The 23,038-nt window shown below is 73.6% G+C and carries 20 protein-coding genes; 3 read left to right on the top strand and 17 right to left on the bottom strand.

The genetic code is table 11. The features are described 5' to 3' along the window. The first annotated feature begins 131 nt into the window (after positions 1-131). On the top strand, positions 132-1,001 hold the full coding sequence (locus tag ABZ493_RS06695) for a UbiA family prenyltransferase (protein ID WP_430581395.1): 870 nt from the start codon (positions 132-134) through the stop codon (positions 999-1,001). A gap of 104 nt (positions 1,002-1,105) precedes the next feature. Beyond that, on the top strand, positions 1,106-1,684 hold the full coding sequence (locus ABZ493_RS06690) for an A24 family peptidase (RefSeq protein ID WP_430581394.1): 579 nt from the start codon (positions 1,106-1,108) through the stop codon (positions 1,682-1,684). Positions 1,685-1,780: 96 nt separating this feature from the next. On the opposite strand, the gene ABZ493_RS06685 is transcribed toward ABZ493_RS06690, so the two are convergent. From ABZ493_RS06685 to ABZ493_RS06610, 16 genes are all read right to left on the bottom strand, one after another. Beyond that, positions 1,781-2,725: a polyprenyl synthetase family protein gene (locus ABZ493_RS06685; protein WP_430581468.1), complete on the bottom strand. Its 945-nt coding sequence runs from the start codon at positions 2,723-2,725 to the stop codon at positions 1,781-1,783. A gap of 276 nt (positions 2,726-3,001) precedes the next feature. Beyond that, positions 3,002-4,759 (bottom strand): NADH-quinone oxidoreductase subunit NuoN, encoded by a 1,758-nt coding sequence (nuoN, locus tag ABZ493_RS06680; protein WP_430581393.1) that lies wholly within the window; start codon positions 4,757-4,759, stop codon positions 3,002-3,004. After that, entirely contained in the window at positions 4,756-6,369 is a 1,614-nt protein-coding gene (locus ABZ493_RS06675; protein WP_430581467.1) for an NADH-quinone oxidoreductase subunit M, read from the bottom strand. The genes nuoN and ABZ493_RS06675 overlap by 4 nt, the downstream gene beginning before the upstream one ends. Positions 6,370-6,439: 70 nt before the next feature. Then, positions 6,440-8,368: an NADH-quinone oxidoreductase subunit L gene (gene nuoL / locus ABZ493_RS06670; protein ID WP_430581392.1), complete on the bottom strand. Its 1,929-nt coding sequence runs from the start codon at positions 8,366-8,368 to the stop codon at positions 6,440-6,442. A gap of 28 nt (positions 8,369-8,396) precedes the next feature. Further along, the gene (nuoK, locus tag ABZ493_RS06665; RefSeq protein ID WP_429764904.1) at positions 8,397-8,696 is read right to left on the bottom strand and encodes an NADH-quinone oxidoreductase subunit NuoK; all 300 of its coding nucleotides are present in this window, start codon (positions 8,694-8,696) and stop codon (positions 8,397-8,399) included. Beyond that, positions 8,696-9,559, bottom strand: a complete 864-nt coding sequence (locus ABZ493_RS06660) for an NADH-quinone oxidoreductase subunit J (RefSeq protein ID WP_430581391.1) — start codon at positions 9,557-9,559, stop codon at positions 8,696-8,698. The genes nuoK and ABZ493_RS06660 overlap by 1 nt, the downstream gene beginning before the upstream one ends. After that, positions 9,556-10,335, bottom strand: a complete 780-nt coding sequence (nuoI, locus tag ABZ493_RS06655; RefSeq protein WP_430581390.1) for an NADH-quinone oxidoreductase subunit NuoI — start codon at positions 10,333-10,335, stop codon at positions 9,556-9,558. The genes ABZ493_RS06660 and nuoI overlap by 4 nt, the downstream gene beginning before the upstream one ends. Continuing rightward, positions 10,332-11,663: an NADH-quinone oxidoreductase subunit NuoH gene (gene nuoH / locus ABZ493_RS06650; protein WP_430581389.1), complete on the bottom strand. Its 1,332-nt coding sequence runs from the start codon at positions 11,661-11,663 to the stop codon at positions 10,332-10,334. The genes nuoI and nuoH overlap by 4 nt, the downstream gene beginning before the upstream one ends. Further along, complete coding sequence (locus tag ABZ493_RS06645) at positions 11,660-14,317, bottom strand: NADH-quinone oxidoreductase subunit G (protein WP_430581388.1); 2,658 nt, start codon at positions 14,315-14,317, stop codon at positions 11,660-11,662. The genes nuoH and ABZ493_RS06645 overlap by 4 nt, the downstream gene beginning before the upstream one ends. Beyond that, positions 14,317-15,651: an NADH-quinone oxidoreductase subunit NuoF gene (gene nuoF / locus ABZ493_RS06640; protein WP_430581387.1), complete on the bottom strand. Its 1,335-nt coding sequence runs from the start codon at positions 15,649-15,651 to the stop codon at positions 14,317-14,319. Before nuoF ends, ABZ493_RS06645 begins: the two co-directional genes overlap by 1 nt. Beyond that, positions 15,644-16,513 carry an NADH-quinone oxidoreductase subunit NuoE gene (nuoE, locus tag ABZ493_RS06635; protein ID WP_430581386.1) on the bottom strand — a complete coding sequence of 290 codons (870 nt, stop codon included), beginning with the start codon at positions 16,511-16,513 and terminating at the stop codon, positions 15,644-15,646. The genes nuoF and nuoE overlap by 8 nt, the downstream gene beginning before the upstream one ends. After that, positions 16,510-17,859: an NADH-quinone oxidoreductase subunit D gene (locus ABZ493_RS06630; protein WP_430581385.1), complete on the bottom strand. Its 1,350-nt coding sequence runs from the start codon at positions 17,857-17,859 to the stop codon at positions 16,510-16,512. Before ABZ493_RS06630 ends, nuoE begins: the two co-directional genes overlap by 4 nt. After that, positions 17,856-18,665 (bottom strand): NADH-quinone oxidoreductase subunit C, encoded by an 810-nt coding sequence (locus tag ABZ493_RS06625; protein ID WP_430581384.1) that lies wholly within the window; start codon positions 18,663-18,665, stop codon positions 17,856-17,858. The genes ABZ493_RS06630 and ABZ493_RS06625 overlap by 4 nt, the downstream gene beginning before the upstream one ends. Continuing rightward, the gene (locus ABZ493_RS06620; protein ID WP_429735902.1) at positions 18,662-19,213 is read right to left on the bottom strand and encodes a NuoB/complex I 20 kDa subunit family protein; all 552 of its coding nucleotides are present in this window, start codon (positions 19,211-19,213) and stop codon (positions 18,662-18,664) included. The genes ABZ493_RS06625 and ABZ493_RS06620 overlap by 4 nt, the downstream gene beginning before the upstream one ends. A 109-nt stretch (positions 19,214-19,322) precedes the next feature. Continuing rightward, positions 19,323-19,685, bottom strand: coding sequence for an NADH-quinone oxidoreductase subunit A (locus tag ABZ493_RS06615; RefSeq protein ID WP_429735904.1), 363 nt, complete (start codon positions 19,683-19,685; stop codon positions 19,323-19,325). A 46-nt stretch (positions 19,686-19,731) separates the two neighbouring features. Continuing rightward, positions 19,732-21,045 carry a geranylgeranyl reductase family protein gene (locus ABZ493_RS06610; RefSeq protein WP_430581383.1) on the bottom strand — a complete coding sequence of 438 codons (1,314 nt, stop codon included), beginning with the start codon at positions 21,043-21,045 and terminating at the stop codon, positions 19,732-19,734. A 300-nt stretch (positions 21,046-21,345) separates the two neighbouring features. On the opposite strand from ABZ493_RS06610, the gene ABZ493_RS06605 reads away from it, so the two are divergent. Beyond that, positions 21,346-21,570 (top strand): YtxH domain-containing protein, encoded by a 225-nt coding sequence (locus ABZ493_RS06605; RefSeq protein ID WP_430581382.1) that lies wholly within the window; start codon positions 21,346-21,348, stop codon positions 21,568-21,570. Between the two features lie 96 nt (positions 21,571-21,666). On the opposite strand, the gene ABZ493_RS06600 is transcribed toward ABZ493_RS06605, so the two are convergent. Next, the gene (locus ABZ493_RS06600; RefSeq protein WP_430581381.1) at positions 21,667-22,989 is read right to left on the bottom strand and encodes an MFS transporter; all 1,323 of its coding nucleotides are present in this window, start codon (positions 22,987-22,989) and stop codon (positions 21,667-21,669) included. Between the last annotated feature and the right edge of the window lie 49 nt (positions 22,990-23,038).

Genomic DNA, 23,038 nt, shown 5'->3' with positions numbered 1-23,038 from the left:
GCTTCGCATCGTGGCACCGGCGCCGTTGCCCCGCGCGGGGGCCGTGGCCCCGGATCGCTCGGGCGGCGCGACCGGCGTGCGGGGCGAGGCACCGCCCGGCGGGGCCGGGCGCCCCGGCGTAGGTTGCCCCCGTGGGTGCGACGGGGACGGCACGGGCCACGCCCGCGGCGCGGGTGCGGGGCCTGCTGCTCGCGACGCACCCGGCCCCCGCGGCCGTGGTCACGGTGCTGGCCCTGGTGTTCGCCGTCGGCGTCGGGCTCCCTGCGGGTCGCGCGCTGCTCGTCACGGCGGCGGTCGCGGCCGGGCAGCTCTCGGTGGGGTGGAGCAACGACTGGCTGGACGCGGCGCGCGACCGGCGCGTCGGGCGCACGGACAAGCCGACGGTGACCGGCGCCGTCACGGCCCCGGCGCTGCGCACGGCCGCGTTCACCGCCCTCGCCGCGTGCGTCGTCCTGTCGTTCGCGACGGGGCTCCTGCCCGGCCTGCTGCACCTCGCCGCGGTCGGCAGCGCCTGGTCCTACAACGCGTGGCTCAAGGCGACGCCGCTGTCGTGGCTGCCGTACGCCGCGAGCTTCGGCCTGCTGCCCGCGTTCGTCGTGGCCGCGGCCGGCGACGGGCGCGTCGTGGCCGGGTGGACGGTCGGGGCGGCCGCGCTGCTCGGCGTCGGCGCCCACCTCGCCAACGTGCTCCCCGACCTCGAGGACGACGCCGCCACCGGCGTGCGCGGGCTTCCGCACCGCCTGGGGCGCCGCGGGGCGAGCCTGCTGGCGCCCCTGGTCCTCGCCGCCGGCAGCGTGGTGATCCTCCTCGGCCCGCCGGGCCCGCCCGCCGCGGCGTCGGCGGCGCTCGCCGGCGGCGCAGTCGTGCTGGCCGCCGTCGCCGGGACCGTGGGGCTCGTGCGGCCGCACAGCCGGGCCCCGTTCCTGCTGAGCCTGGCGGTGGCGGTGGTGTGCGTCGCGCAGCTCGTCGTCGCGGCGGACGCGGTGGCGCTCCCGGGCTGACCCGGCCGGCGCCGTCCGGGCCACGGTGGCGCCGCGGGGCGGACGGCGGTCGGGGCTGTGGACGACGCCCCCGGCACCCCGACGCCGGCGCATAGCATCCGCTCGTGCCCCCGATCCTCCAGCGCGCCCGTGCCGAGGTCGCGCCCCACCGCCGGGCGGCGGCGTGGGGTGCCGCCCTCGCCGCCGTCTGGGCGGTGTGGGCGAGCGGACCGGGCTGGTCCACCCCGGCGCTCGTCGTCGCCGCGGCGGCGGGGGCCGCGCTGTGGGTGGTCGACGCCCGCACGCACCGGCTGCCGGACGCCCTGACCTACCCTGCGACGGCGGTGGTCGCCGTGCTCCTCGCGCTCGCCGCGCTGGCCGGCGGGACGTGGGACGCCGCGCTGCGGGCGCTCGCCGGGGCCCTCCTGCTCGGCGGGGCGTACCTGCTGCTGCACCTGGTCCACCGGGCCGGGATGGGCCGCGGGGACGTGAAGCTCGCCGCGCTCCTCGGCCTCGTCACCGCCTGGTACGGCTGGTCCTCGCTCGTGGCCGCCGCCGTGCTGCCGATCCTGCTGGGCGGGACGGTGGCGCTCGTGCTCATGGCCTCTCGGCGGGCGTCACGCGGGACGGCGCTGGCCTTCGGGCCGTACCTGCTCGCCGGCGCGGTAGTCGCGCTGACGCTCTCCCGGCTCGCCGCCGCGTAGCTCGTCGCCGCCGGGTCGGCCGCGATCGGTCGCCGTGCAGGTCCTGGCCGACAGCCGTGCAGGTCACCCGGCCGGCCGGCCGCGGCGCGGTGCCGGTCAGGCCGTCCGGTCGGCCAGCGCCTGGGCGAGGTCGGCGAGCGCCTGCTTGACCGGTCCCTCGGGCAGCGGCGCCAGCTCGTCGGCCGCCTCGCGCGCCCACCGGCCCGCGAGGGCGCGGGTCTCGGCCAGCACGTCGTGCGCGCGCAGCTCCGCGACGACGGCCGCGAGGGCGTCGTCGCCGGCGAGGTCCCCGTCGAGCCGGGCGACGAGCGCGGCGTCCGCCGCGGAGCCCTCGCCCCGCGCGACCCGCTGGCGCAGCAGCAGCACCGGCATCGTCGGCACGTGCTCACGCAGGTCGGTGCCGGGCGTCTTGCCGGACTCGTCGCCGGAGGACGCGATGTCGAGCACGTCGTCGGCGAGCTGGAACGCGACGCCCACCTTCTCGCCGTACGCCGCCACGGCCTCGACGACGGCGGGCTCGCAGCCGCCGAACATCGCGCCGAGGCGCGCAGACGTCGCGAGCAGCGACGCCGTCTTGTCGCTGAGCACCTGCAGGTAGTGCTCCACGGGATCGTCGTCGGTGCCGGGGCCCATGGTCTCGTGCAGCTGGCCGAGGCACATGCGCTCGAACGTGCGCGACTGCAGCACGACCGCCTCCGGGCCGAGGCCCGCGACGAGCGCGGACGCCCGCGCGAACAGGAGGTCGCCCACCAGGATCGCGACCGAGTTGCCCCACACCGTGTGCGCCGCGGGCGCCCCGCGGCGCAGCGGCGCGGAGTCCATGACGTCGTCGTGGTACAGCGACGCGACCTGCGTGAGCTCCACGACGACCGCCGCGTCGACGAGCTCCGGGCGCGACCCGTCGCCCAGCTCGCCCGCGAGCAGCGTGAGCAGCGGGCGGAACCGCTTGCCGCCGGCCGCGACGAGGTGCCGCGACGCGTCGTCGGCCAGGGCGTCCGCCGAGGCCACGGCGTCGTCGAGCGCCGCGTCCACCCGCGTCATGCGCTCGGCGAGCCGGTCGGCGAGCGCCGGGTCGGACAGCGGGATCGCCGGCGGCGCCGGGGGCGGCGTGGGCCCGGGCCGGGGAGCCGAGGCGGAAGGAGCGCGAGTCACTGTCCGAACCTATCCGTCCGGGGCCCCGAACACCGCACCGAGACGCGCCCCGGCCGCGTCAGGTCGCTCACGGACACCACCCCGTGACCGGCGCGACGACAGCCCGCGCTCGGGGCGCCGACAGGGGGCGCGCCGCCCCGAGCACGGAGCGCCGACAGCAGGCGGTCAGGGGCGGAACTGCGCCGCCTGGGCGGCGAGGTCCAGCGCGCCCGCCGGGAGGATGCCGAGCAGCAGCACACCCACGGCGCACACCGCGATCGCGAACGCCGCCGGGCCGCGCGAGCCGACGACGGTCACGACCGTCCGCGACACGAGCGTGCGCGTCGCCGCGCCCGTCACCGTGGCGGTGCCGCTGCCGCCCGCCGGCACGTCGTCCTCCGCCGACCCCGCCGACGACGTGCCCGCCGACGCCTGGTCCCCGCCGGGGGCCGGGGTGAGCACCATCAGCACGATGACCCGGACGTAGAAGAACACGGAGACGGCGGACGCGAGCACCCCGAGCAGCGCGAGCGGCCACGCCCCCGCCTCGACGGCCGCCGAGAACACGCCGAACTTCGCCACGAACCCGGCCGTGAGCGGGATCCCCGCCATCGACAGGAGGAACAGCGAGAACGCCGCCGTGAGCCACGGGGCCTTGCGGCCCAGACCGGCCCACTGCGCCAGCCGCGTGGCCTCGCCCAGCACCACGCCGTCGTCGGGGACCGGGCCGTCTGCCGTCCTGTGGGCGGCGTCGTCGTCGCCCGACACGGTGCGCTCGCGCACGAGCGTGACCACCGCGAACGCGCCGATCGACGCGAGCCCGTACGCGAGCAGGTAGAAGAGGACGGCCCGCGAGCCCGCCTCGTCCATCCCGACGACGCCGACCAGGAGGAACCCGGCGTGCGCGATCGCGGAGTACGCGAGCAGGCGCTTGACGTCGGTCTGCACGGCGCCGACCACGGTGCCGATCAGCATCGTGAGGATGGCGACCGCCCACAGCGCGACCTCGACGTCGTGCCGGGTCGCGGGGTCGAGGCCGTTCGCGAGCGTGAACAGCACGCGCACCAGCGCGCCCATCGCGGCGGCCTTGGTGCACGCCGCCATGAACCCGGTGATCGGCGTGGGGGCGCCCTGGTACACGTCCGGGGTCCACGCGTGCAGCGGCGCGGCGCCGATCTTGAACAGCAGCCCGCTGAGCACCAGCAGCAGCCCGACCACCACCAGCGCCGGCATCGACCCCAGCGGCGAGACGGACGGGTCCGCGAGCACCTGCACCACGCCCTGCAGCCGGACGGTGCCGGCGAAGCCGTAGACGAGCGCGATGCCGAAGACGAACAGCGCGGACGCGAACGCCCCCAGCACGAAGTACTTGAACGCGGCCTCCTGGCTGAGGAGACGGCGACGGCGCGCCGTCGCGCACAGCACGTACAGCGGCAGCGACAGCACCTCGAGCGCGACGAACATGACGATGAGGTCGTCGGTGGCCGGGAAGAGCAGCATGCCGCCGGTCGAGAACAGCAGCAGCGGGTAGATCTCGGTCTGCTGCAGGCCCGCGCGGCGCGTCTCGTCCTCGTACGCCGTGCCCGGCACGGCCGCGGCGGCGGGAGCGAACGCGTCCTGCCCGGTCGTGGTGCGCTCCGCGACGACGAGCACGCCCAGCAGCGCGCACACCCCGATGACGGCCTGGACGCCCAGGCCGAACGGCGTCAGCAGGTACGACCCGCCGACCACGGAGAGCGCGTTCTCCTGCACCCGGTCCCACAGCAGCCCGACCGCCACGAGCGAGCCCGCGAGCGCCGCCAGGGTGAGCGTGAGCTGCGTCGTGCGGCGCGCCCGCTCGGGCACGAACGCCTCCAGCAGCACGCCGAGCACGCCCGCCGCGAGCACGATCAGCACGGGCGAGACGGCCGCCCAGTCGATGGGCGGGGCGACGAAGTCGTTCACAGCTGGCTCCCCTCGGCGGCGGCGTCCTGCGCCGACGGCTGGATCACGGGCGGCGGGTCGGTCTCACCGACCTGCTCGACGGCGACCTCCCCGGGCGCGCGCACGTAGTCGAGCACCGGACCGGGCAGGAGGCCGAGCACGAGCAGCGCGCCGACGAGCACGCCGGCCACGGTCTTCTCGCGGCCGTCGAGGTCGCGCGCGGACGCGAGCTCGGGCGTCGTCTCCCCCGTGAACATGCGCTGGTAGGTGAGCAGCACGTACACGGCGGCGAGGACGACGGCGGGCACGGCGACGATCACCGCGGCAGGCCAGCGGGCGTACGACCCGAGGAACACCATGATCTCGGAGACGAACGTCGCGAGGCCGGGCAGCGCGGCCGCGGAGAGGCCGGCCACGAGGAACGTGCCGCCCAGGATCGGCGCCACCCTGCGCAGGCCGCCGTAGTCGCCGATGAGCTGGCTCTGTCGCGGGTGCCGCGCGATCGCGAACCCGGCGACGAGGAACAGCGCCCCGGTGGAGATGCCGTGGTTGAGCATCATCAGGCCGGAGCCCGCGGTGCCCAGCGACGTGAACGTGAAGATGCCCAGGATGATGAACCCGAAGTGGGACACCGAGGTGTAGCCGATGAGCCGGAGCAGGTCGCTCTGGCCGATCGCGAGGATCGCGCCGTACAGGATCGAGATCACCGCGAGCACGATGACGAACGGCGCCGCCCAGCGGCTCGCCGCGGGGAACAGCGGCAGGCACAGGGTGAGCATCCCGAACGTGCCCACCTTGTCGAGCACGCAGATGAGGAGCGTCGAGGTGCCCGCCGTCGCGTGCTGCGTGACGTCGGGCAGCCACGAGTGCACGGGGAACATCGGCGCCTTGATCGCGAACGCGAGGAAGAAGGCGCAGAACATGAGCTTCTCGGCCGTCGGGTCGAGCGTCAGCCCCGTGAGGTTGTCGGTGAGGAAGGTCTGCGGGCCGCGGTCCGCGGCCGGCACCTGCAGGTAGAGCGCGATGACGCCCACCAGCATGACCAGGCCGCCGGCCAGCGAGAACAGCAGGAACTTCACCGCCGCGTACCGGCGCTGCGGTCCCTGCCCGAACCCGCCGATGAGGAAGTAGGCGGGGATCAGCATGGCCTCGAACACCACGTAGAAGAGGAACACGTCGCGGGCCACGAAGACCGTCACCATGAACGCCTCGAGCAGCAGCACGGTCGCGAGGTAGCGGCGCAGCCGCACGTGGTCGCCGCCCTGCTCGCGCCAGGCCGCGAGGATCACCAGCGGCACGAGGCCCACCGACAGCGCGACGAGGAGCAGCCCCACGCCGTCGACGCCGACGGCGAAGCTGGCCCCGATCGGCGGGATCCACGAGTACGTCTCGGTGAGCTGGTGGGTCCCCGCGTCGCCGGTGTCGAAGGCCGCGAAGGCCCCGACCAGCAGGAGGACCTCGACCAGCGCGCCGACCAGCGCGACCGTGCGGGCGGCGCCCGCCCCGAACCGCCCGCCGGTCACCGGGCCGGCGGCCGGTCGGCCCCGGCCCACGCCCGTGAGGGCCGTCGCGGCCGCCGCCACCAGCGGCCACACGATGAGGACCGTGAGCCAGGGGAACCCTGTGGACATCGTCATGCGTCCCCGTCCTTCGTCGTCGACGTCTTCTTCGGCGTCATCGCCATCGCTCCCGCCATCCCGATCAGCTGGCCAGGACCCACACGACCAGCCCGACGACGCCGAGGCCGCCGAGCATCGTCGCCGCGTACGAGCGCACGTAGCCGTTCTGCATCCGCCGCAGCCGCGCGCCGAGGCGCCCGATGCCGCCCGCCAGGCCCAGCCAGCCGCCGTCGACCGCGGTGCGGTCCGAGTACACGAGCGCCCGGGTGAAGTACTGCCCCGGACGCATCACGAGCGACTCGTTGACGGCGTCCTGGTACAGGTCGACGCGCGCCGCCCGCACGACGGCGGGCGCCGGCGGGGGCTCGACCGGCACGGCGGCGACCACGTACTGGCGCCAGGCCAGCACGACGCCGAGCGCCACCAGCAGCAGCGTGAGCGTGATGAGCAGCCACACCGGCAGCACCGGCTCGTGGTGCTCCGCGTGCCCCGTGACCGGCTCCAGCCAGGTGACGAACCGGTCCCCGGCGTTGAGCACGAAGCCCAGCCCGAGCGACCCCACGGCGAGGACGATCATCGGCCACGTCATGAGGCGCGGCGACTCGTGCGGGTGCCGTACGGGGGCGCCGTCCGGGCCGGCCGCGTCGTCCGGGCGCCACCGGCGGCGCCCCAGGAACGTCATGAAGAACAGCCGCGACATGTAGTAGGCCGTGATGCCGGCGCCGAGCAGCGCCGCCATCCCGAACACCCACGGCTGCCAGCCCTCGCCGACGAACGCCGCCTCGATGATCTTGTCCTTGGAGTAGAAGCCGGAGAACGGCGGTACGCCCAGGATGGCGAGCCAGCCCAGGCCCATCGTGATCGCCGTGACCGGCAGCAGGCGGGCGAGCCCGCCGAAGCGGCGCATGTTCACGTCGTCGTCCATCCCGTGCATCACGGACCCGGCGCCGAGGAACAGCCCGGCCTTGAAGAAGCCGTGCGTGAGCAGGTGGAAGATCGCGAACGCGTACCCGACCGGCCCCAGGCCGGCGGCGAGCATCATGTAGCCGATCTGCGACATCGTCGACGCCGCGAGCGCCTTCTTGATGTCGTCCTTGGCGGTACCGACGATCGCCCCGAACAGCAGGGTCAGCGCGCCCACGATCGCGACGACGAGCTGCGCGTCCGGCGCCGCCTCGAGGATCGGACCCGAGCGCACCAGCAGGTAGACCCCGGCGGTCACCATCGTGGCCGCGTGGATCAGCGCGGACACCGGCGTCGGGCCCGCCATCGCGTCCCCGAGCCACGCCTGCAGCGGCAGCTGCGCGGACTTGCCGCACGCCGCCAGCAGGAGCATGAGGCCGATCGCCGTCATCACGCCCTGGCCGGCCGCCGTCGCACCCTCGCCCGCCGCCGGCAGCACCGTCGCGAAGTCCAAGGCGCCGAAGGTCGCGAGCAGCAGCATCATCGCGACGATGAGCCCCATGTCGCCGACCCGGTTCATGACGAACGCCTTCTTGCCCGCGACCGCGTTCTCCCGCTTGCCGTCCCAGAACCCGATGAGCAGGAACGACGCGAGGCCCACGCCCTCCCAGCCGACGAAGAGCAGCAGGTAGGAGTCCGCGAGCACCAGCAGCAGCATCGCGGCGACGAACAGGTTGAGGTACCCGAAGAACCGGCGACGGTCGACGTCGTGGTCCATGTAGGCCACCGAGTACACGTGGATCAGCGTGCCGACGAACGTCACGAGCATCACGAACGTCATCGACAGCGGGTCCACCTGGAACCCGAGATCCACGTGCAGGGGGCCGGCCTCGATCCAGGTGCCCACGGTGTGCGTGCCCACCCGCTGGTCGGCGGGGGTGCCGAGCATGTCGAGCAGCATCACCAGCCCGACGACGAACGTCGCCGCGCTGGCGAGCACGCCCAGCCAGTGCCCCCACCGGTCGGTGCGCCGGCCGGCGACCAGCAGCACGAGGGCGCCGATCATCGGGGTCGCGACCAGCCAGGGGGCCAGGGAGAGAGTCTCCATCGTCGTCTGCGTGTCCACAGGTCGCCTCTCAGCTGTGCAGCAGGTTGACGTCGTCGACCGAGGCCGACCGGCGGGAACGGAAGATCGTGATGATGATCGCGAGCCCCACCACGACCTCGGCCGCGGCGACCACCATGACGAAGAACGCGAGCACCTGGCCCGTCACGTCGCCGTGGATGCGCGCGAACGTCACGAACGCGAGGTTGGTGGCGTTGAGCATGAGCTCCACGCCCATGAACACCACGATGGCGTTGCGCCGCAGCAGCACCGTCGCCGCGCCGATCGCGAACAGGATCGCGGCCAGCCCCAGGTAGTGGGTGATCTCCATCAGCGCACCTCCCCAGCCTCGTCGTCGGTGGTCCCGTCCGGCGCGTCGGGCTCGTCCTCGGTGGTCCGCCCGGACGACGGCCCGACGCCGATGAGGCGCGAGTCGTCGCGGGCCACGAGCGTCTCCTCCTCGGCGAGCACCGCCGTGGCCGACCGCTCCTGCCCGCGGATGCGCAGCACGCGCGGCACGGAGTGCGGCAGCGGCTCGCCGTCGGGGCCGAGCGCCGGCGTGTCCATCGCGTTGTTCTGCGCGTAGACGCCGGGCGCCGGCAGGGGCGTGAGCGTGCGGCCCTGCGGCAGGGCGGCCACGCGCGCGGCCGCGAGGACGCGCTGCGTGGGCCGCACGCTGAGCCGGCGGCGGTGCGTGAGCACCAGGCCGGCCAGCGCGGCGGTGACCAGCAGGACGCCGACCACCTCCATCGCGAGGACGTAGTCGCCCAGCAGCACCCGGGCCAGGGCCACCGGGTTGGTGAGCTCCTCGGCCGCCGCCAGCCCGACGGCGGGCGGGAAGGTCGCCTGCGCGAGCACGCCGAGCAGCACCACGACCAGCCCGAGGCCGAGCAGCACCCCCAGCCAGCGCTGGCCCTTGATCGTCTCGGTGAGCGAGTCGGCGGAGTCGACGCCGACCAGCATCAACACGAACAGGAAGAGCATCATCACGGCGCCCGTGTAGACGACCACCTGTACGACGCCGAGGAACGGCGCCTCCTGCGCCACGTAGAGGATGGCCAGCCCGACCATCACGAACATGACGCACACCGCGGCGTGCACCGCCTTGCGGGCGAAAAGCAGCCCGAGCGCGGCGAGCACCATGAGCGGCGCGAGCACCCAGAACAGCGCGGCCTCCGCGCTCGACGCCGTCACCGCGGGCCGTCCGTCAGGTCGGGGGTGGGCAGCGTCGCGACGTGCCCGCCCTCGGCGGCCTGCCGGGTGGCGACGGCGGCCTTGGTGGCGCTGCCGCGCAGCCGGTGCCGGCGCGGGGTCGGGGGCGGTGCGTCCCCGTGCACCACGCGGGCGGCGGCATCCAGGGTCGGGTCGTCCGGCCGGTGCTCGCGCACCCAGTCGACCTGCTGCGCCGTCGGGGCGGTGACCTCGCCGCGGTAGTACTCGGTGTCCGTCGTGCCCTCGACCATCGGGTGCGGCGCGGCGAGCATCCCCTCGGCGAGCGGAGCGAGCAGGTCCTGCTTCTCGTAGATCATCCCTGCGCGGTCCGGTCCCGCGAGCTCGTAGTCGTTCGTCATCGTGAGCGCCCGGGTGGGGCACGCCTCGATGCACAGCCCGCAGAAGATGCAGCGCAGGTAGTTGATCTGGTAGACGCGCCCGTACCGCTCGCCGGGCGACAGGTGCGCGCCGTCGGGCAGCTCGGCGTTGTCCGCGCCCTCCACGTAGATCGCGTCCGCGGGGCACGCCCACGCGCACAGCTCGCAGCCGATGCACTTCTCCAGCCCGTCCGCGTAGCGGTTGAGCTGGTGGCGCCCGTGGTAGCGGCGCTGCGGCGCCGTCTTCTTGCGCGGGTACTGCTCCGTCACCGTGGGCCGGAACATCGACGAGAACGTCACGCCGAACCCGGCCACCGGGGCGAACAGCTCCCCCAGCGGCCCCTTGGACGGGCGCAGCGGCTCGTACGGCTTGTCGGTCATCGCGTCTCCTCGGATCGGTCGACGGCGGGGTCGGCGGCCTGCATCACGTGCCGGCGCGCGCGGGGCGACGGCGGCAGGGCCTGGCCGGGCAGCGGCGGCACGGGGAACCCGTCGGCGAAGGCGTCGAAGTCGCCGGCCGGACGGCGCGCGTCCCCCGGTGGTCCGGAACCGGCTGCGGCCTTCGTCTTCCGGTCGGGCCACAGCCACAGGGCGGCGATGACGACCACGGCCGCGACGGCGACGCCGGTGATGAGCTGGGTGCGGGTGACACCCGCCAGACCGAGGTACTGGAACACGCTCAGCACCACGACCCAGACCAGCGCGACCGGGATGAGCACCTTCCAGCCGAACGACATGAACTGGTCGTAGCGCAGCCGCAGCAGCGTGCCGCGCACCCAGACGAACACGAACATGACGAGCCAGAGCTTCACGAGGAACCACAGCACCGGCCACCAGCCGGTGTTGAACATCCCGTCGTTGATCGCCGACAGCGGCCACGGCGCCCGCCAGCCGCCGAGGAACAGCGTGGTGGCGACCGCGGAGACGTTGAGCATGTTGATGTACTCCGCCAGGAAGAACCAGGCGAACTTCATCGAGCTGTACTCGGTCATGTAGCCGGAGACGAGCTCGCCCTCTGCCTCCGGCAGGTCGAACGGGAGCCGGTTGGTCTCGCCGATCATCGAGATGACGTAGACGACGAACGCGGGCAGCAGCGGCAGGAACCACCAGATGCTCGTCTGCGAGGCCACGATCTGGGAGGTCGACATCGACCCGGCCATGATGAACACGCTGACCAGCGAGAGCCCCATGGCGAGCTCGTACGAGATCACCTGGGCCGTCGACCGCACCGACCCGAGCAACGGGTACGTCGAGCCCGACGACCAGCCGCCCAGCACGATGCCGTAGACGCCCATCGACGCGCAGGCCAGCACGTAGAGGACGGCCACCGGGAAGTCGGTGAGCTGCGCGGGCGTCGTGTAGTCGGTGAACGGGATCGTCACCTCGGGGCCGAACGGGATCACCGCGAAGACCAGCAGCGCGCAGAACACGGAGATCATCGGCGCCAGCAGGTACACGATCCGGTCCGCCCGGGTGACGTTCACGTCCTCCTTGAGCAGCAGCTTCATCGCGTCCGCGAGCGACTGCAGCAGGCCGAACGGGCCGTGCCAGTTGGGGCCGGGGCGCACCTGCATGCGCGCCACGACCTTGCGCTCGAACCAGATCGCGAAGAGCACGCTGGTCAGCAGGAAGACGACGATGAGCACCGCCTTGATCAGCGACACCCACAACCAGTCGTTGCTGAAGTCGGACGCGACGCCGGGGATCATGCGGTCCCTCCCTGTGCCTTCTCGTCGGTCGAGCCCGGGACCCCGCCGGCGGCGACCGCCTCCGGCGGGCCGATGCGGACGAGGTCGCCCGGCGCGGCACCGAGCGAGTCGTGCACGCGGCAGCCGCGCGACGCGAGCGGCAGCCACACCACGTGGTCGACCATCTCCGTGATGGCGACGGGCACGGTGACCGACCCGCGGTCGGTCGACACCGTCACCCGGTCGCCGTCGTACACGTCGACGGCGGCCGCCGTGGCCGCGGACATCCGCGCCACGGGCCGCTTGGCCGTGCCGGCGAGGAACTGCTCGCCGTCCTGCAGGGCGCCGTCGTCGAGCAGCAGGTGCCAGCTCGCCAGCACCGCGGACCCGGTCGGCACCGCGGGCGGCTCGACCGGCTCCTCCTCCGGTGCCGGCACGCGCGCCCCGCCCCAGGCCGGCAGTGCCGCGATCGCGCGGTGCGCGTCGAGCGGGGTGCCCGCGCCGAGCGCGACGCCGGCCTGGTCGGCCAGCGCGTCGAGCACGCGGTGATCGGGCAGCGCCGACGACTCCAGCGCCTGGCCGAACGCGCGGACGCGGCCCTCCCAGTTCCAGTACGACCCCGCCCTCTCGACGGGCGGAGCGACGGGGAGCACGACGTCGGCCAGCTCGGTGACCTCCGAGCGACGGACCTCGAGCGAGACCACGAAGCCCGCGGCCTCGAGCGCGCGCCGGGCGTGCGCCGGGTCGGGCAGGTCGGCGAGCTCGACGCCGCCGACGAGGGCGCCGCCGAGCTGGCCGACCGAGAGCGCGTCGAGGATCTCCGCGACGTCGCGCCCCGGCGCGGCCGGCAGGGCGTCGACGTCGACGCCCCAGGCCGCGGCCACCTCGGCACGGGCGGCGGGGTCGGTGAGCGGGCGACCGCCGGGCAGCAGCCCGGGCAGCAGGCCCGCCTCGACGCCGCCGCGCTCCCCCGCGCGCCGCGGGATCCAGGCGACGCGCGCGCCGGTGGCCTCCGCGAGCCGGAGCACGGCCCCGTAGGCACCGGGCGCCGACGCGAGCCGCTCGCCCAGGAGGATCAGCGCGCCGTCGGCCGCGAGCCCGTCGGCGACGGCGCCCAGCGTGGCGGCGTCGGAGCCGGCGGGCACGAGCCCGCCGCCGGCCCGGGTCGCGAGGATGCCCAGCCACTCCGCCTCGGTGCCGGGAGCCGCGGGCAGCAGCTCGCCGTCGAGCCGGGCCAGGCCGCGGCTCGCGAACGGCGCCACCGACCAGACCTTCGTGCCGTGGGAGCGCACCCCCTTGCGCAGCCGCAGGAAGGTGACGCCGGCCTCCTCCTCGGCCTCGAGGCCCGCCAGCAGCACGGCCGGGGCGGCCTCGACGTCGCCGAACGTCACGCCGACGCCGGTGCCTGCCACCGCGTGGCCCAGGAACGCCGTCTCCTCCGCCGAGCCCACGCGGGCCCGCTGGTCGACGTCGTCCGTGCCGAGCACCGTGCGCGCGAACCTCGACCAGGCGAACGCGTCCTCGACGGTCAGCCGGCCGCCGGGCAGCACCCCGACGCCACCGGCCGCGCGGGCGGCGGCCAGGCCCTCGGCGGCGAGCTCGAGCGCCTCGACCCACGACGCGGGCCGCAGCTCGCCGCGCGACACGACGGCGCCGTGCGCGTCGAGCACCCGGTCGCGCACCAGCGGGACGGTGAGCCGGTCCGGCGCCGCCTGCCACGTGAACGCGAAGCGGTCCTTGTCGGTGATCCACTCCTCGTTGACCGCCGGGTCCTCCCCCGACAGCCGCCGCAGCACCACACCGCGCCGGTGGTCGACGCGGATCGCGGAGCCGCACGAGTCGTGCTCGGAGATCCCCGGCGTCGACACCAGGTCGAAGGGCCGGGACCGGAACCGGTAGGCGGCGCCCGTGAGCGCGCCCACCGGGCAGATCTGCACGGTGTTGCCGGAGAAGTAGGACGCGAACGGCTGCCCCCCTGCCGTCGTGGCCGACGAGCCGAACGTCTCCTCCGCCGGCTCGCCGGGCGGGGGCGTGAAGTCGAGCACCGTCTCGTCGAACCGGCCGATCTGCTGGTGCGCGCCGCGCTCCTGGAGCGCGATGAACGCGTCGCCGGCGATCTCGTCGCTGAACCGGGTGCAGCGCTGGCACAGCACGCAGCGCTCGCGGTCCAGCAGGATCTCGGTGGACACGGCGATGGGCTTGGGGAACGTGCGCTTGACGTCCTCGAACCGGGTCTCGGCGCGCCCGTTGCTCATCGCCTGGTTCTGCAGGGGGCACTCGCCGCCCTTGTCGCACACCGGGCAGTCGAGCGGGTGGTTCATGAGCAGCAGCTCCATGACCCCGTGCTGCGCCTTGTCGGCGACGGGCGACGTGCGCTGCGTCTTGACGACCATGCCGGGCGTGACCGTCATCGTGCACGACGCCTGCGGCTTCGGCATGGGCCGCACGTTGCCCTCGCGGTCGGGCATCGCGACCTCGACCAGGCACTGCCGGCACGCGCCCGCGGGCTCGAGCAGCGGGTGGTCGCAGAACCGCGGGATCTGGATGCCCACCTGCTCGGCCGCGCGGATGATCAGCGTGCCCTTCGGCACCGTCACCTCGACCTCGTCGATGGTGAGCGTGACCGTCTCCACCGGGGGCGCGGCCGCGGTGGACTTGTCCGTGGTCGCCGTCATCAGTGACCTCCCGCCCCGGCGAGCGCCGGTGCCTGCTTGGGGGTGTACGGGAACAGGGCGCTGGCGCTCGGGTCGAAGGGGCACCCGTGGCCGTCGATGTGCGCCTGGTACTCGTCGCGGAAGAGCTGGATGCTCGACGTCACGGGCGACGTCGCGCCGTCGCCGAGGGCGCAGAACGCGCGGCCGAGGATGTTGTCGCACAGGTCGAGCAGGAGGTCGACGTCGCGCTCCTCACCCTGGCCGGCCTCGATGCGGTGCAGCACCTGCTTGAGCCAGTAGGTGCCCTCGCGGCACGGCGTGCACTTGCCGCACGACTCGTGCGCGTAGAAGTCGGTCCACCGGCTCACCGCGCGCACCACGCACGTCGTGTCGTCGAAGAGCTGCAGGGCGCGGGTGCCGAGCATGGATCCGGCGGCCCCGACGGACTCGTAGTCGAGCGGGGTGTCGAGGTGGTCTGCCGTGAACAGCGGCGTCGACGAGCCACCGGGGGTCCAGAACTTCAGCTCGTGCCCGGCGCGCATCCCGCCGGCCAGGTCGAGCAGCTCGCGCAGCGTGATGCCGAGCGGCGCCTCGTACTGCCCCGGCCGGGTGACGTGCCCGGACAGGGAGAACAGGCCGTGACCCTGCGACTTCGCGGTGCCCATGCCGGCGAACCAGTCGGCGCCGCGCGCGACGATGCCCGGGACCGACGCGATGGACTCGACGTTGTTCACCACCGTGGGCCGCGCGTACAGGCCCGCGACGGCGGGGAACGGCGGCTTGAGGCGCGGCTGGCCGCGCTTGCCCTCGAGGGAGTCGAGCAGCGCCGTCTCCTCGCCGCAGATGTAGGCGCCGGCGCCGGCGTGCACGGTGACGTCCAGGTCGAAGCCGGAGCCGAGCACGTCCTTGCCGAGGAACCCGGCGTCGTACGCCTCCTGCACCGCGGCCATCAGCCGCCGGTACACGTGCAGCACCTCCCCGCGCACGTACACGAACGCGTGGTGGCAGCCGATCGCAAAGCTGGTGATCGCGATGCCCTCCACCAGGTGCTGCGGGCTCGCGAGCATGAGCGGGATGTCCTTGCACGTGCCGGGCTCGGACTCGTCCGCGTTGACCACGAGGTAGCGCGGGCCGCCGTCCGGCGGGGGCAGGAAGCCCCACTTCATGCCGGTCGGGAAGCCGGCGCCGCCGCGGCCGCGCAGCCCGGAGTCCTTGACCGCCTGCACGAGGTCCGCGGGCTCCATCGTCAGGGCCTTGCGCAGCCCGGCGTACCCGCCGGCCGCCTCGTACGAGGCCAGCTTCCACGACCGGTCGGCGTCCCACGTGTCCGTGAGCACCGGCATGAGGTCAGTCATCGCTGCCACCCTTCTCCGGCTCGGGGTTCGCGTCGCCGCCCGACGGCGAGCGGCCGGGGCTCTCGTCCCCCGGCGCGGCAGGCTTGCGCTCAGCGCTCGACTGGGCCGTGCCCGTCTCGGGCGGCACCTCGGCGGCGGCGCCCGTCGTCCCCTCCCGTGGTGCGGGCTCTGCCGGTTCCCCGCCGTCGACGGCGGCCGCGGCGCGCGCCAGGCGCAGGCCCGCGAGCGTCGGCTCCCCCGCCCCCACGCCCTCGTCGGCACGGCCGTCGGTGAACCCCGCGAGCACGCGGCTCATCTGCTTGAAGCCGCACACCGACGACGCGCCGCGCGTGGGCGCCACCTCCTCGCCCGCCCGCAGGCGGTCGGCGAGGTCCGTGGCCGACTCCGGCGTCTGGTTGTCGAAGAACTCCCAGTTGACCATCACGACCGGCGCGTAGTCGCAGGCCGCGTTGCACTCGACGCGCTCGAGCGTGATCGCGCCGTCGTCGGTGGTCTCGTCGTGCCCGACGCCGAGGTGCTCGCTCAGCTCGTCGAAGATGGCGTCGCCGCCCATCACCGCGCACAGCGTGTTGGTGCACACGCCCACGGTGTAGGTGCCGTTGGGGTGCCGCTTGTACTGGGTGTAGAAGGTGGCGACGGCGCTCACCTCGGCGGGCGTCATCCCGAGCTGCTCGGCGCAGAACAGGATGCCGTCGCGGCTCACGTACCCGTCCACCGACTGCACCAGGTGCAGCATCGGCAGCAGCCCGGAGCGCGGGTCCGGGTAGCGCGCCTTGATGGCCGCCGCGTCGGCACCGAGCGACGCGAGCGTGTCGGCGTCGTACCGCGTGGCCGAGCGGGCGCTCGTGGGTTCTGCCGTCATCGGTCGACCCCTCCCAGCACGGGGTCCAGGGACGCGACGGCGACGACGACGTCGGCCACCTGGCCGCCCTCGCACATCACCGACACGGCCTGGAGGTTGTTGAACGACGGGTCGCGGAAGTGCGCCCGGTACGGCTTGGTGCCGCCGTCGGACACCGCGTGCACGCCCAGCTCGCCGCGCGGGTGCTCGACGGTCTGCCACGCCTGCCCGGCCGGCACCCGGAAGCCCTCGGTGACGAGCTTGAAGTGGTGGATCAGGGCCTCCATCGAGGTGCCCATGATCTGGCGGATGTGGTCGAGCGAGTTGCCCTGCCCGTCGGCGCCGATCGCGAGCTGCGCCGGCCACGCGATCTTCTTGTCCGCCACCATGACCGGCGCCCCCGACGTCGCCTCGAGCCGGGTGAGGGCCTGCTCCACGATGCGCAGCGACTGGTAGCACTCCTCCAGGCGCAGCACCACGCGGGAGTAGCAGTCCGCGTCGGTCGACGTCGGGACGTCGAAGTCGTACGTCTCGTACCCGGAGTACGGGAACGCCTTGCGCACGTCGTAGGGCAGCCCGGTGGAGCGCAGCACCGGCCCGGTGACGCCCAGAGCCATGCAGCCGGCCAGGTTGAGCACGCCGACGTCGGTGAGCCGCGCCTTGAAGATCGGGTTGGCGAGCATGAGGTCGCCGAGCTGGCCCAGGTAGTGGCGGACCTTCGGCAGCGCCGCCCGCACCTGGTCCTCGAACCCCTCGGGCACGTCCTGCGCGACGCCGCCCGGCCGCACGTACGCGTGGTTCATGCGCAGCCCGGTGACGGCCTCGAACAGCCGGAGGATCTCCTCCCGCGCCGTGAAGCCGATCGTCATGACCGTCGTCGCGCCCATCTCGTTGCCGCCCGTGCCCAGGCAGACGAGATGGGACGCCACCCGGTTGAGCTCCATCATCAGGACCCGGATGATCGACGCCCGCTCCGGCACGTCGTCCGTGACGCCGAGCAGCCTCTCGGTCGCGAGGCAGTACGCCGTCTCCTGGAACAGCGGCGCCAGGTAGTCCATCCGGGTGCAGAACGTGGTGCCCTGCGTCCAGGTGCGGAACTCCATGTTCTTCTCGATGCCGGTGTGCAGGTAGCCGATGCCGCAGCGGGCCTCGGTGACCGTCTCGCCGTCGATCTCCAGCATCAGGCGCAGCACCCCGTGCGTGGACGGGTGCTGCGGCCCCATGTTGACGACGATGCGTTCCTCGCCCACGGCCTCGCGGGCGATCTCGTCCCAGTCGCCGCCGGAGGCCTCGAACCCGGGGATGCCGGGGTCGAACTCGTCGGCGGTCGGCGGTCGGGTGGCGTGCGGTGCGCCCGTGGTTGTCACGAGTACGACCTCCTGGTGTCCGGCGGCGGCACGGTGGCGCCCTTGTACTCCACGGGGATGCCGCCGAGCGGGTAGTCCTTGCGCTGCGGGTGGCCCGGCCAGTCGTCGGGCATCTCGATGCGCGCCAGTCCCGGGTGGTCGTCGAAGACGATCCCGAAGAAGTCCCAGGTCTCGCGCTCGTGCCAGTCGTTGGTGGGGTACAGCGACGTGGTGGACGGGATGTGCGGGTCGGCGTCGGGCACCGACACCTCGAGCCGCACGCGGCGGCCGTGCGTCACGGAGGTGAGGTGGTAGACGGCGTGCAGCTCGCGGCCGGTGTCGTCGGGGTAGTGCACGCCCGAGACGCCGAGGCTGAGCTCGAACCGCAGGTCCTGGTCGTCGCGCAGCACCCGGCAGACGGCGAGCAGGTGCTCGCGCGCCACGTCCAGCGTGAGCTCGGCGTGCGGGCTCGGGGGGTCGGTGTGCGGGTCGACGACGACGCGCTCCACGGCGGCGTCGAACGCGACGCCCTGCTCGCCGAGCACCTCGGCCAGCACGTCCACGGCCTCGTCGAACCAGCCGCCGTACGGCCGCGTCGCGGCGCCGGGCATCGCGACCGGCTGCACCAGGCCGCCGTACCCGGACGTGTCGCCCGAGCCGTGGACGCCGAACATGCCGCGCCGCACCTCGACGACCTCCGGTCCGCGGCCGCCACGGCCGGCCTGCTCGCTGCCCGCCACCAGCTCCCCGGAGCGGGGCCCGAGCACCTCCTCCGGCTGCGGGACGGGCTTGTCCGCCGCGCCGCCCGCCGTCGTGCCGTCCGTCATCGCAGCAGCCCCTTGAGCTCGAACGTCGGGGTGGCCTCGAGCGCCGCCGCCTCGGCGGCCGCGGCCGCCTCCTTGCGGTTCACGCCCAGCGGCGAGTCCTGGATGTGCTGGTGCAGCGCGAGGATCGCGTTGATGAGCATCTCCGGGCGCGGCGGGCAGCCGGGCAGGTACACGTCGACCGGCACGATGTGGTCGACGCCCTGCACGATCGCGTAGTTGTTGAACATGCCGCCGCTGGACGCGCACACGCCCATCGACAGCACCCACTTGGGCTCGCTCATCTGGTCGTAGACCTGCCGCACGACGGGCGCCATCTTCTGGCTCACCCGGCCCGCGACGATCATGAGGTCCGCCTGCCGCGGCGACGCCCGGAAGACCTCCATGCCGAACCGCGACAGGTCGAACCGCGACGCGCCGGCCGCCATCATCTCGATGGCGCAGCACGCCAGTCCGAACGTCACCGGCCACACGGACGCCTTGCGCAGGTAGCCCGCCAGGTCCTCGATCGTCGTCAGCAGGAAGCCCGACGGAGCCTCTTCCAGGCCCATGACCCCTCCCCTTCGTGAACATCGGCGTGAGGATCCTCGGCGCCGATGCCGTCCGTAGTGCCGTGTCGTGCTGGGTGGTGCAGGTCGTGCAGGTCGTGCAGGTCGTGCGTCAGACCCAGGTGAGGCCGCCGCGCCGCCACTCGTAGACGAACGGCACGGTGATGAGGGCGAGGAACGTGAGCATCGCGACGAGGCCGAAGCCGGCCAGCACCGCGAAGTCCACGGCCCACGGGTAGAGGAAGACCACCTCGATGTCGAAGACGATGAACGTCATCGCCACCAGGTAGTACTTGACCGGCAGGCGACCGCCCCCGACCGCGTGCGGCGTCGGCTCGATGCCGCACTCGTAGGCGTCGAGCTTGGCCCGGTTGTAGCGCTTGGGCCCGATGACGGCGCTCGCCGCCACGCCGCCCACGGCGAGCACCAGGGCCACGCCCATGAGCATGAGGACCGGCACGTACGGGTTCGTCATCGCGTCACCACCTGCATCTCGACCACTCCCTTGTGCTCGTGTGCGCTCATGCCGCCGGGACCACCCTCGTGAGCCCCGCGATGACCCGGTCCACCCAGTCACCGCCGCGCGGCTCGTAGCAGTCGGACAGCAGCTTGAGCACGAACCGCATGACCACCGGCCGCGGCAGCCCGTACCGCACGCAGATCCGCATGATCTGCGGGTGCTCGATGAGCCGCACGAACCAGCGGCCCAGCGTGTAGTAGCCGCCCAGGTCGGCCCACATCCGGTCCGCATAGGACGCGAGCGTCCGCTCGCGGGCGTCGTCCGTGGCGCGGGTGCGCGCCTGGGCGATCGCGTCGGCCGCGACCCGCCCCGCCTGCAGGGCGTAGGCGATGCCCTCGCCGTTGAACGGGCTGACCATGCCGGCCGCGTCGCCCACCAGCACCGCGCCGTCGCGGTAGAGCGGGCTGCGGTTGAAGCCCATCGGCAGCGCGGCGCCGCGGACCGGCCCCACCTGGTTCTCCGGGGTGAACCCCCACTCGGCCGGAGCGTTGCGCATCCAGGCCTGGATCATGCCCTTGTAGTCATGGCCGCTCGCCGACTGGCGGGCCGGCGTGGAGCTGACCGAGCCGAGGCCCACGTTGGCGGTGCCGTCGCCGAGCGCGAAGATCCAGCCGTAGCCGGGCAGCAGGTTCGAGGCGCCGGGCGCGCCGTCCCACAGCTCGAGGTGCGACTCCATCCACGCGTCCTCGTGCCGCGACGTGCCCACCGTGCGGAAGTACGTGCGCACCGCCGTGCCGAGCGGGCGGTCGTCGCGCCGGGTGAGGCCGAGGCCCGTCGCGAAGCGGGAGGAGACGCCGTCGGCCGCGACCACGACGGGCGCCCGGTAGGTGACCTCCGCCCCGTCGGCGCGGCCGTCGCCGTCGAGGGGCTGGGTGCGCACGCCGACGACGCGGCCGTCGCGCTCGTCGAGCACGGGCCCGGTCACCTTGGTGCGCTCGAGCAGCTTGGCGCCGCCCGCCTGCGCGTGCTGCGCCAGCCGGTGGTCCAGCGACATGCGCGAGCGCGCCATGCCGTAGCCGGGGAACGAGTCGAGGTCCGGCCAGGGCAGCTCCCACGACCGGGCGCCGGCGACCACGCGCAGGCCCTCGTTGCGGATCCAGCCGTCCTCCGCGCGGGTGCCGAGCCCCATGCGGGCCAGCTCGCCGACGGCGCGGGGCGTCAGCCCGTCGCCGCAGACCTTGTCGCGGGGGAAGGAGGCCTTGTCGAGCAGGAGGACGTCGAGGCCCGCGGCCGCGCACCAGTGGGCCGTGGACGAACCGGCCGGGCCGGCGCCCACGACGATGACGTCGGCGTCGTCGACGCGACCTGACCGCACGTGCTCACCTCGCTCCCTCGAGCGCCCCGGCGACGGTGCCGGAGTCGATTTGTGAACCCCATCACAACTCTTGCGAGCACTCTAGTCACGTTCTGGCGGCGCTGTGTAGGAAGGTAACCCTTCCTTGGCTGCATGACGCTCCGCGGCGTCGCGGGACGGCGCGTCCCCGCAGGTCCGGCAGGGTGCCGGCGTCGGCATGTCGCGGGGTGCGTACGACGGCGGTCGCGCCTACGGTCGTGCGCACGACCCACGACCCGGCCACCAGCGGCCACCATCCGCACGACCATGAGGAGGCGCGACATGAAGGCAGGACCGGCATTCGTCGTCGGCGCGGCGCTCGGCTACCTGCTCGGCACCGAGAAGGGCCGGCAGCAGCTCGACAAGGCCAAGGACTGGGCGACCGAGACCTGGAAGGACCCGCGCGTGCAGGCCAAGGTCTCGGACGTCACGAGCAGCGTGACCGAGTTCGCCAAGGAGCAGGGCGGCGCCCTCAAGGACCGCACCGCCGGCGGCTCACCCAGCTGACCACGACCTGTTCGGCAGCGGGTGGATCAGTTCGGCACCGTCACGTGCCGAACCGATCCACCCGCTGCCGAACAGATGCGGACCGCCGGTGCGGGGTCAGCGGACGCCCGAGACCTCCGCCTCGTCGAGGTCGGCGCCGTAGCGCTCCTTCTCGATCTCCTTGAGGCTCTTGCCCGCGGTGTCGGGCGTCCAGACGACGCCGATCACCAGCGAGGCGACCAGCAGCGCGACCATGATCCCGCCCACGAAGGGCACACCCTGCTCGGCGAGCATCGTCGGGAACAGGTAGCTCAGCAGGCCCACCGCGATGCGGGCGACGAAGAACAGCACGCCCTGCGCCGACGCGCGGTACGCCGTCGCGAAGAGCTCGGCCGTCCACAGCGCGTAGAACGCCTGGGCGCCGATGCCGGCCGACACGCCCCACAGGACGGCGTACGCGATGAGCAGCGGCATCGAGACGTGCGGCACGAAGGCGAGGATCATCCACGCCGCGACGGCCATCACGGCACCGATGCCGTAGAGCAGGCGGCGGCTCACCCGGTCGCCGTACTTCATGAAGCCCCAGAAGGTGGCCGCCGACGTCAGGCCCCAGACCAGCACCTGCAGCAGGTTCTGCGCGACGGCGCTCTCGACGCCGGCCGTCTGGTAGACGCGCGGCATGAAGATGCCGGCCTGCCCGGCCACCGTGTTCCACAGGGCGTAGACGCCCACGAGGAACACCAGCGCCTTGACGTTCTGCGGGTGCGAGACCAGCTCGCGGAAGCCGCGGCGCTTGCGGCCGAGGGCGACCTGCTTGGCGTTGGACTCCTTCCAGACGTCCGACTCCGCCAGCCCGCGCCGCACCCACCACGTGACGAACGCGATGACGAACAGGTGCGCGAAGATGATGCGGCTGCCGAGCAGGCCGAGGGGGACCAGCGCCGTCGCGAGCACGAAGCCGACGAACGGGCCGAGCGACCAGGCGAGCTGGGCGGTGCCGACGTGCCTGGCCCGCTGGTCGTCGGGCGCCTCCTCCGCGATGTACGTCCACGCGACGGGCACGCCCGCGCCGACGGCGATGCCGGTGAGCACGATGCCGACGAACAGCATCCACGGGGCGCCGGCGAACACGATGAACGCCGTGCCGAGCATGTAGAGCAGCAGGTCGTAGGTGTAGATGAACTTGCGCCCGTAGCGGTCGCCGAGCGGGCCGCCGATCATGGCGCCCACCGCCGCGCCGAACGCGTTGGCGCTCAGGGCCGCGGCGAGCCCGACGGCGAGGTTGCTCAGCCCGAAGTGCTCCTGCCAGAGCGTGAGGCTGGTGGCGAGCGCGATGATCGAGCCCGCCTCGATGTAGTTGGACATCGCGACCGCGACCGTCGCCCGGTAGCCGTGCAGACGGGCGCCGCCGCCCGCCGTCGCGCCGTGTGGTGTCGTCATCGACCGTGCCTTCCCTGCGTGTACGTCGTCGTGCCGATCGTCTTTGAAT

It is taken from the genome of Isoptericola sp. NPDC019482 (assembly GCF_040632295.1).
GTDB lineage: Bacteria > Actinomycetota > Actinomycetes > Actinomycetales > Cellulomonadaceae > Isoptericola.
The sequence above is the reverse complement of the archived record's forward strand: the minus strand, read 5'-3'. Positions and strand labels throughout refer to the sequence as shown.

What these genes read in the sequence shown, in the direction of transcription:
- ABZ493_RS06685 (WP_430581468.1), bottom strand. Translation starts at nt 2,725, where the DNA reads ATGACGCGGGTGGACGCGGCGCTCGACGACGCCGTGGCCTCGGCGGAC.
- ABZ493_RS06675 (WP_430581467.1), bottom strand. Translation starts at nt 6,369, where the DNA reads ATGTCCACAGGGTTCCCCTGGCTCACGGTCCTCATCGTGTGGCCGCTG.
- nuoL (WP_430581392.1), bottom strand. Translation starts at nt 8,368, where the DNA reads ATGGAGACTCTCTCCCTGGCCCCCTGGCTGGTCGCGACCCCGATGATC.
- nuoK (WP_429764904.1), bottom strand. Translation starts at nt 8,696, where the DNA reads ATGGAGATCACCCACTACCTGGGGCTGGCCGCGATCCTGTTCGCGATC.
- nuoI (WP_430581390.1), bottom strand. Translation starts at nt 10,335, where the DNA reads ATGACCGACAAGCCGTACGAGCCGCTGCGCCCGTCCAAGGGGCCGCTG.
- nuoH (WP_430581389.1), bottom strand. Translation starts at nt 11,663, where the DNA reads ATGATCCCCGGCGTCGCGTCCGACTTCAGCAACGACTGGTTGTGGGTG.
- ABZ493_RS06645 (WP_430581388.1), bottom strand. Translation starts at nt 14,317, where the DNA reads ATGACGGCGACCACGGACAAGTCCACCGCGGCCGCGCCCCCGGTGGAG.
- nuoF (WP_430581387.1), bottom strand. Translation starts at nt 15,651, where the DNA reads ATGACTGACCTCATGCCGGTGCTCACGGACACGTGGGACGCCGACCGG.
- nuoE (WP_430581386.1), bottom strand. Translation starts at nt 16,513, where the DNA reads ATGACGGCAGAACCCACGAGCGCCCGCTCGGCCACGCGGTACGACGCC.
- ABZ493_RS06625 (WP_430581384.1), bottom strand. Translation starts at nt 18,665, where the DNA reads ATGACGGACGGCACGACGGCGGGCGGCGCGGCGGACAAGCCCGTCCCG.
- ABZ493_RS06620 (WP_429735902.1), bottom strand. Translation starts at nt 19,213, where the DNA reads ATGGGCCTGGAAGAGGCTCCGTCGGGCTTCCTGCTGACGACGATCGAG.
- ABZ493_RS06615 (WP_429735904.1), bottom strand. Translation starts at nt 19,685, where the DNA reads ATGACGAACCCGTACGTGCCGGTCCTCATGCTCATGGGCGTGGCCCTG.
- ABZ493_RS06605 (WP_430581382.1), top strand. Translation starts at nt 21,346, where the DNA reads ATGAAGGCAGGACCGGCATTCGTCGTCGGCGCGGCGCTCGGCTACCTG.
- ABZ493_RS06600 (WP_430581381.1), bottom strand. Translation starts at nt 22,989, where the DNA reads ATGACGACACCACACGGCGCGACGGCGGGCGGCGGCGCCCGTCTGCAC.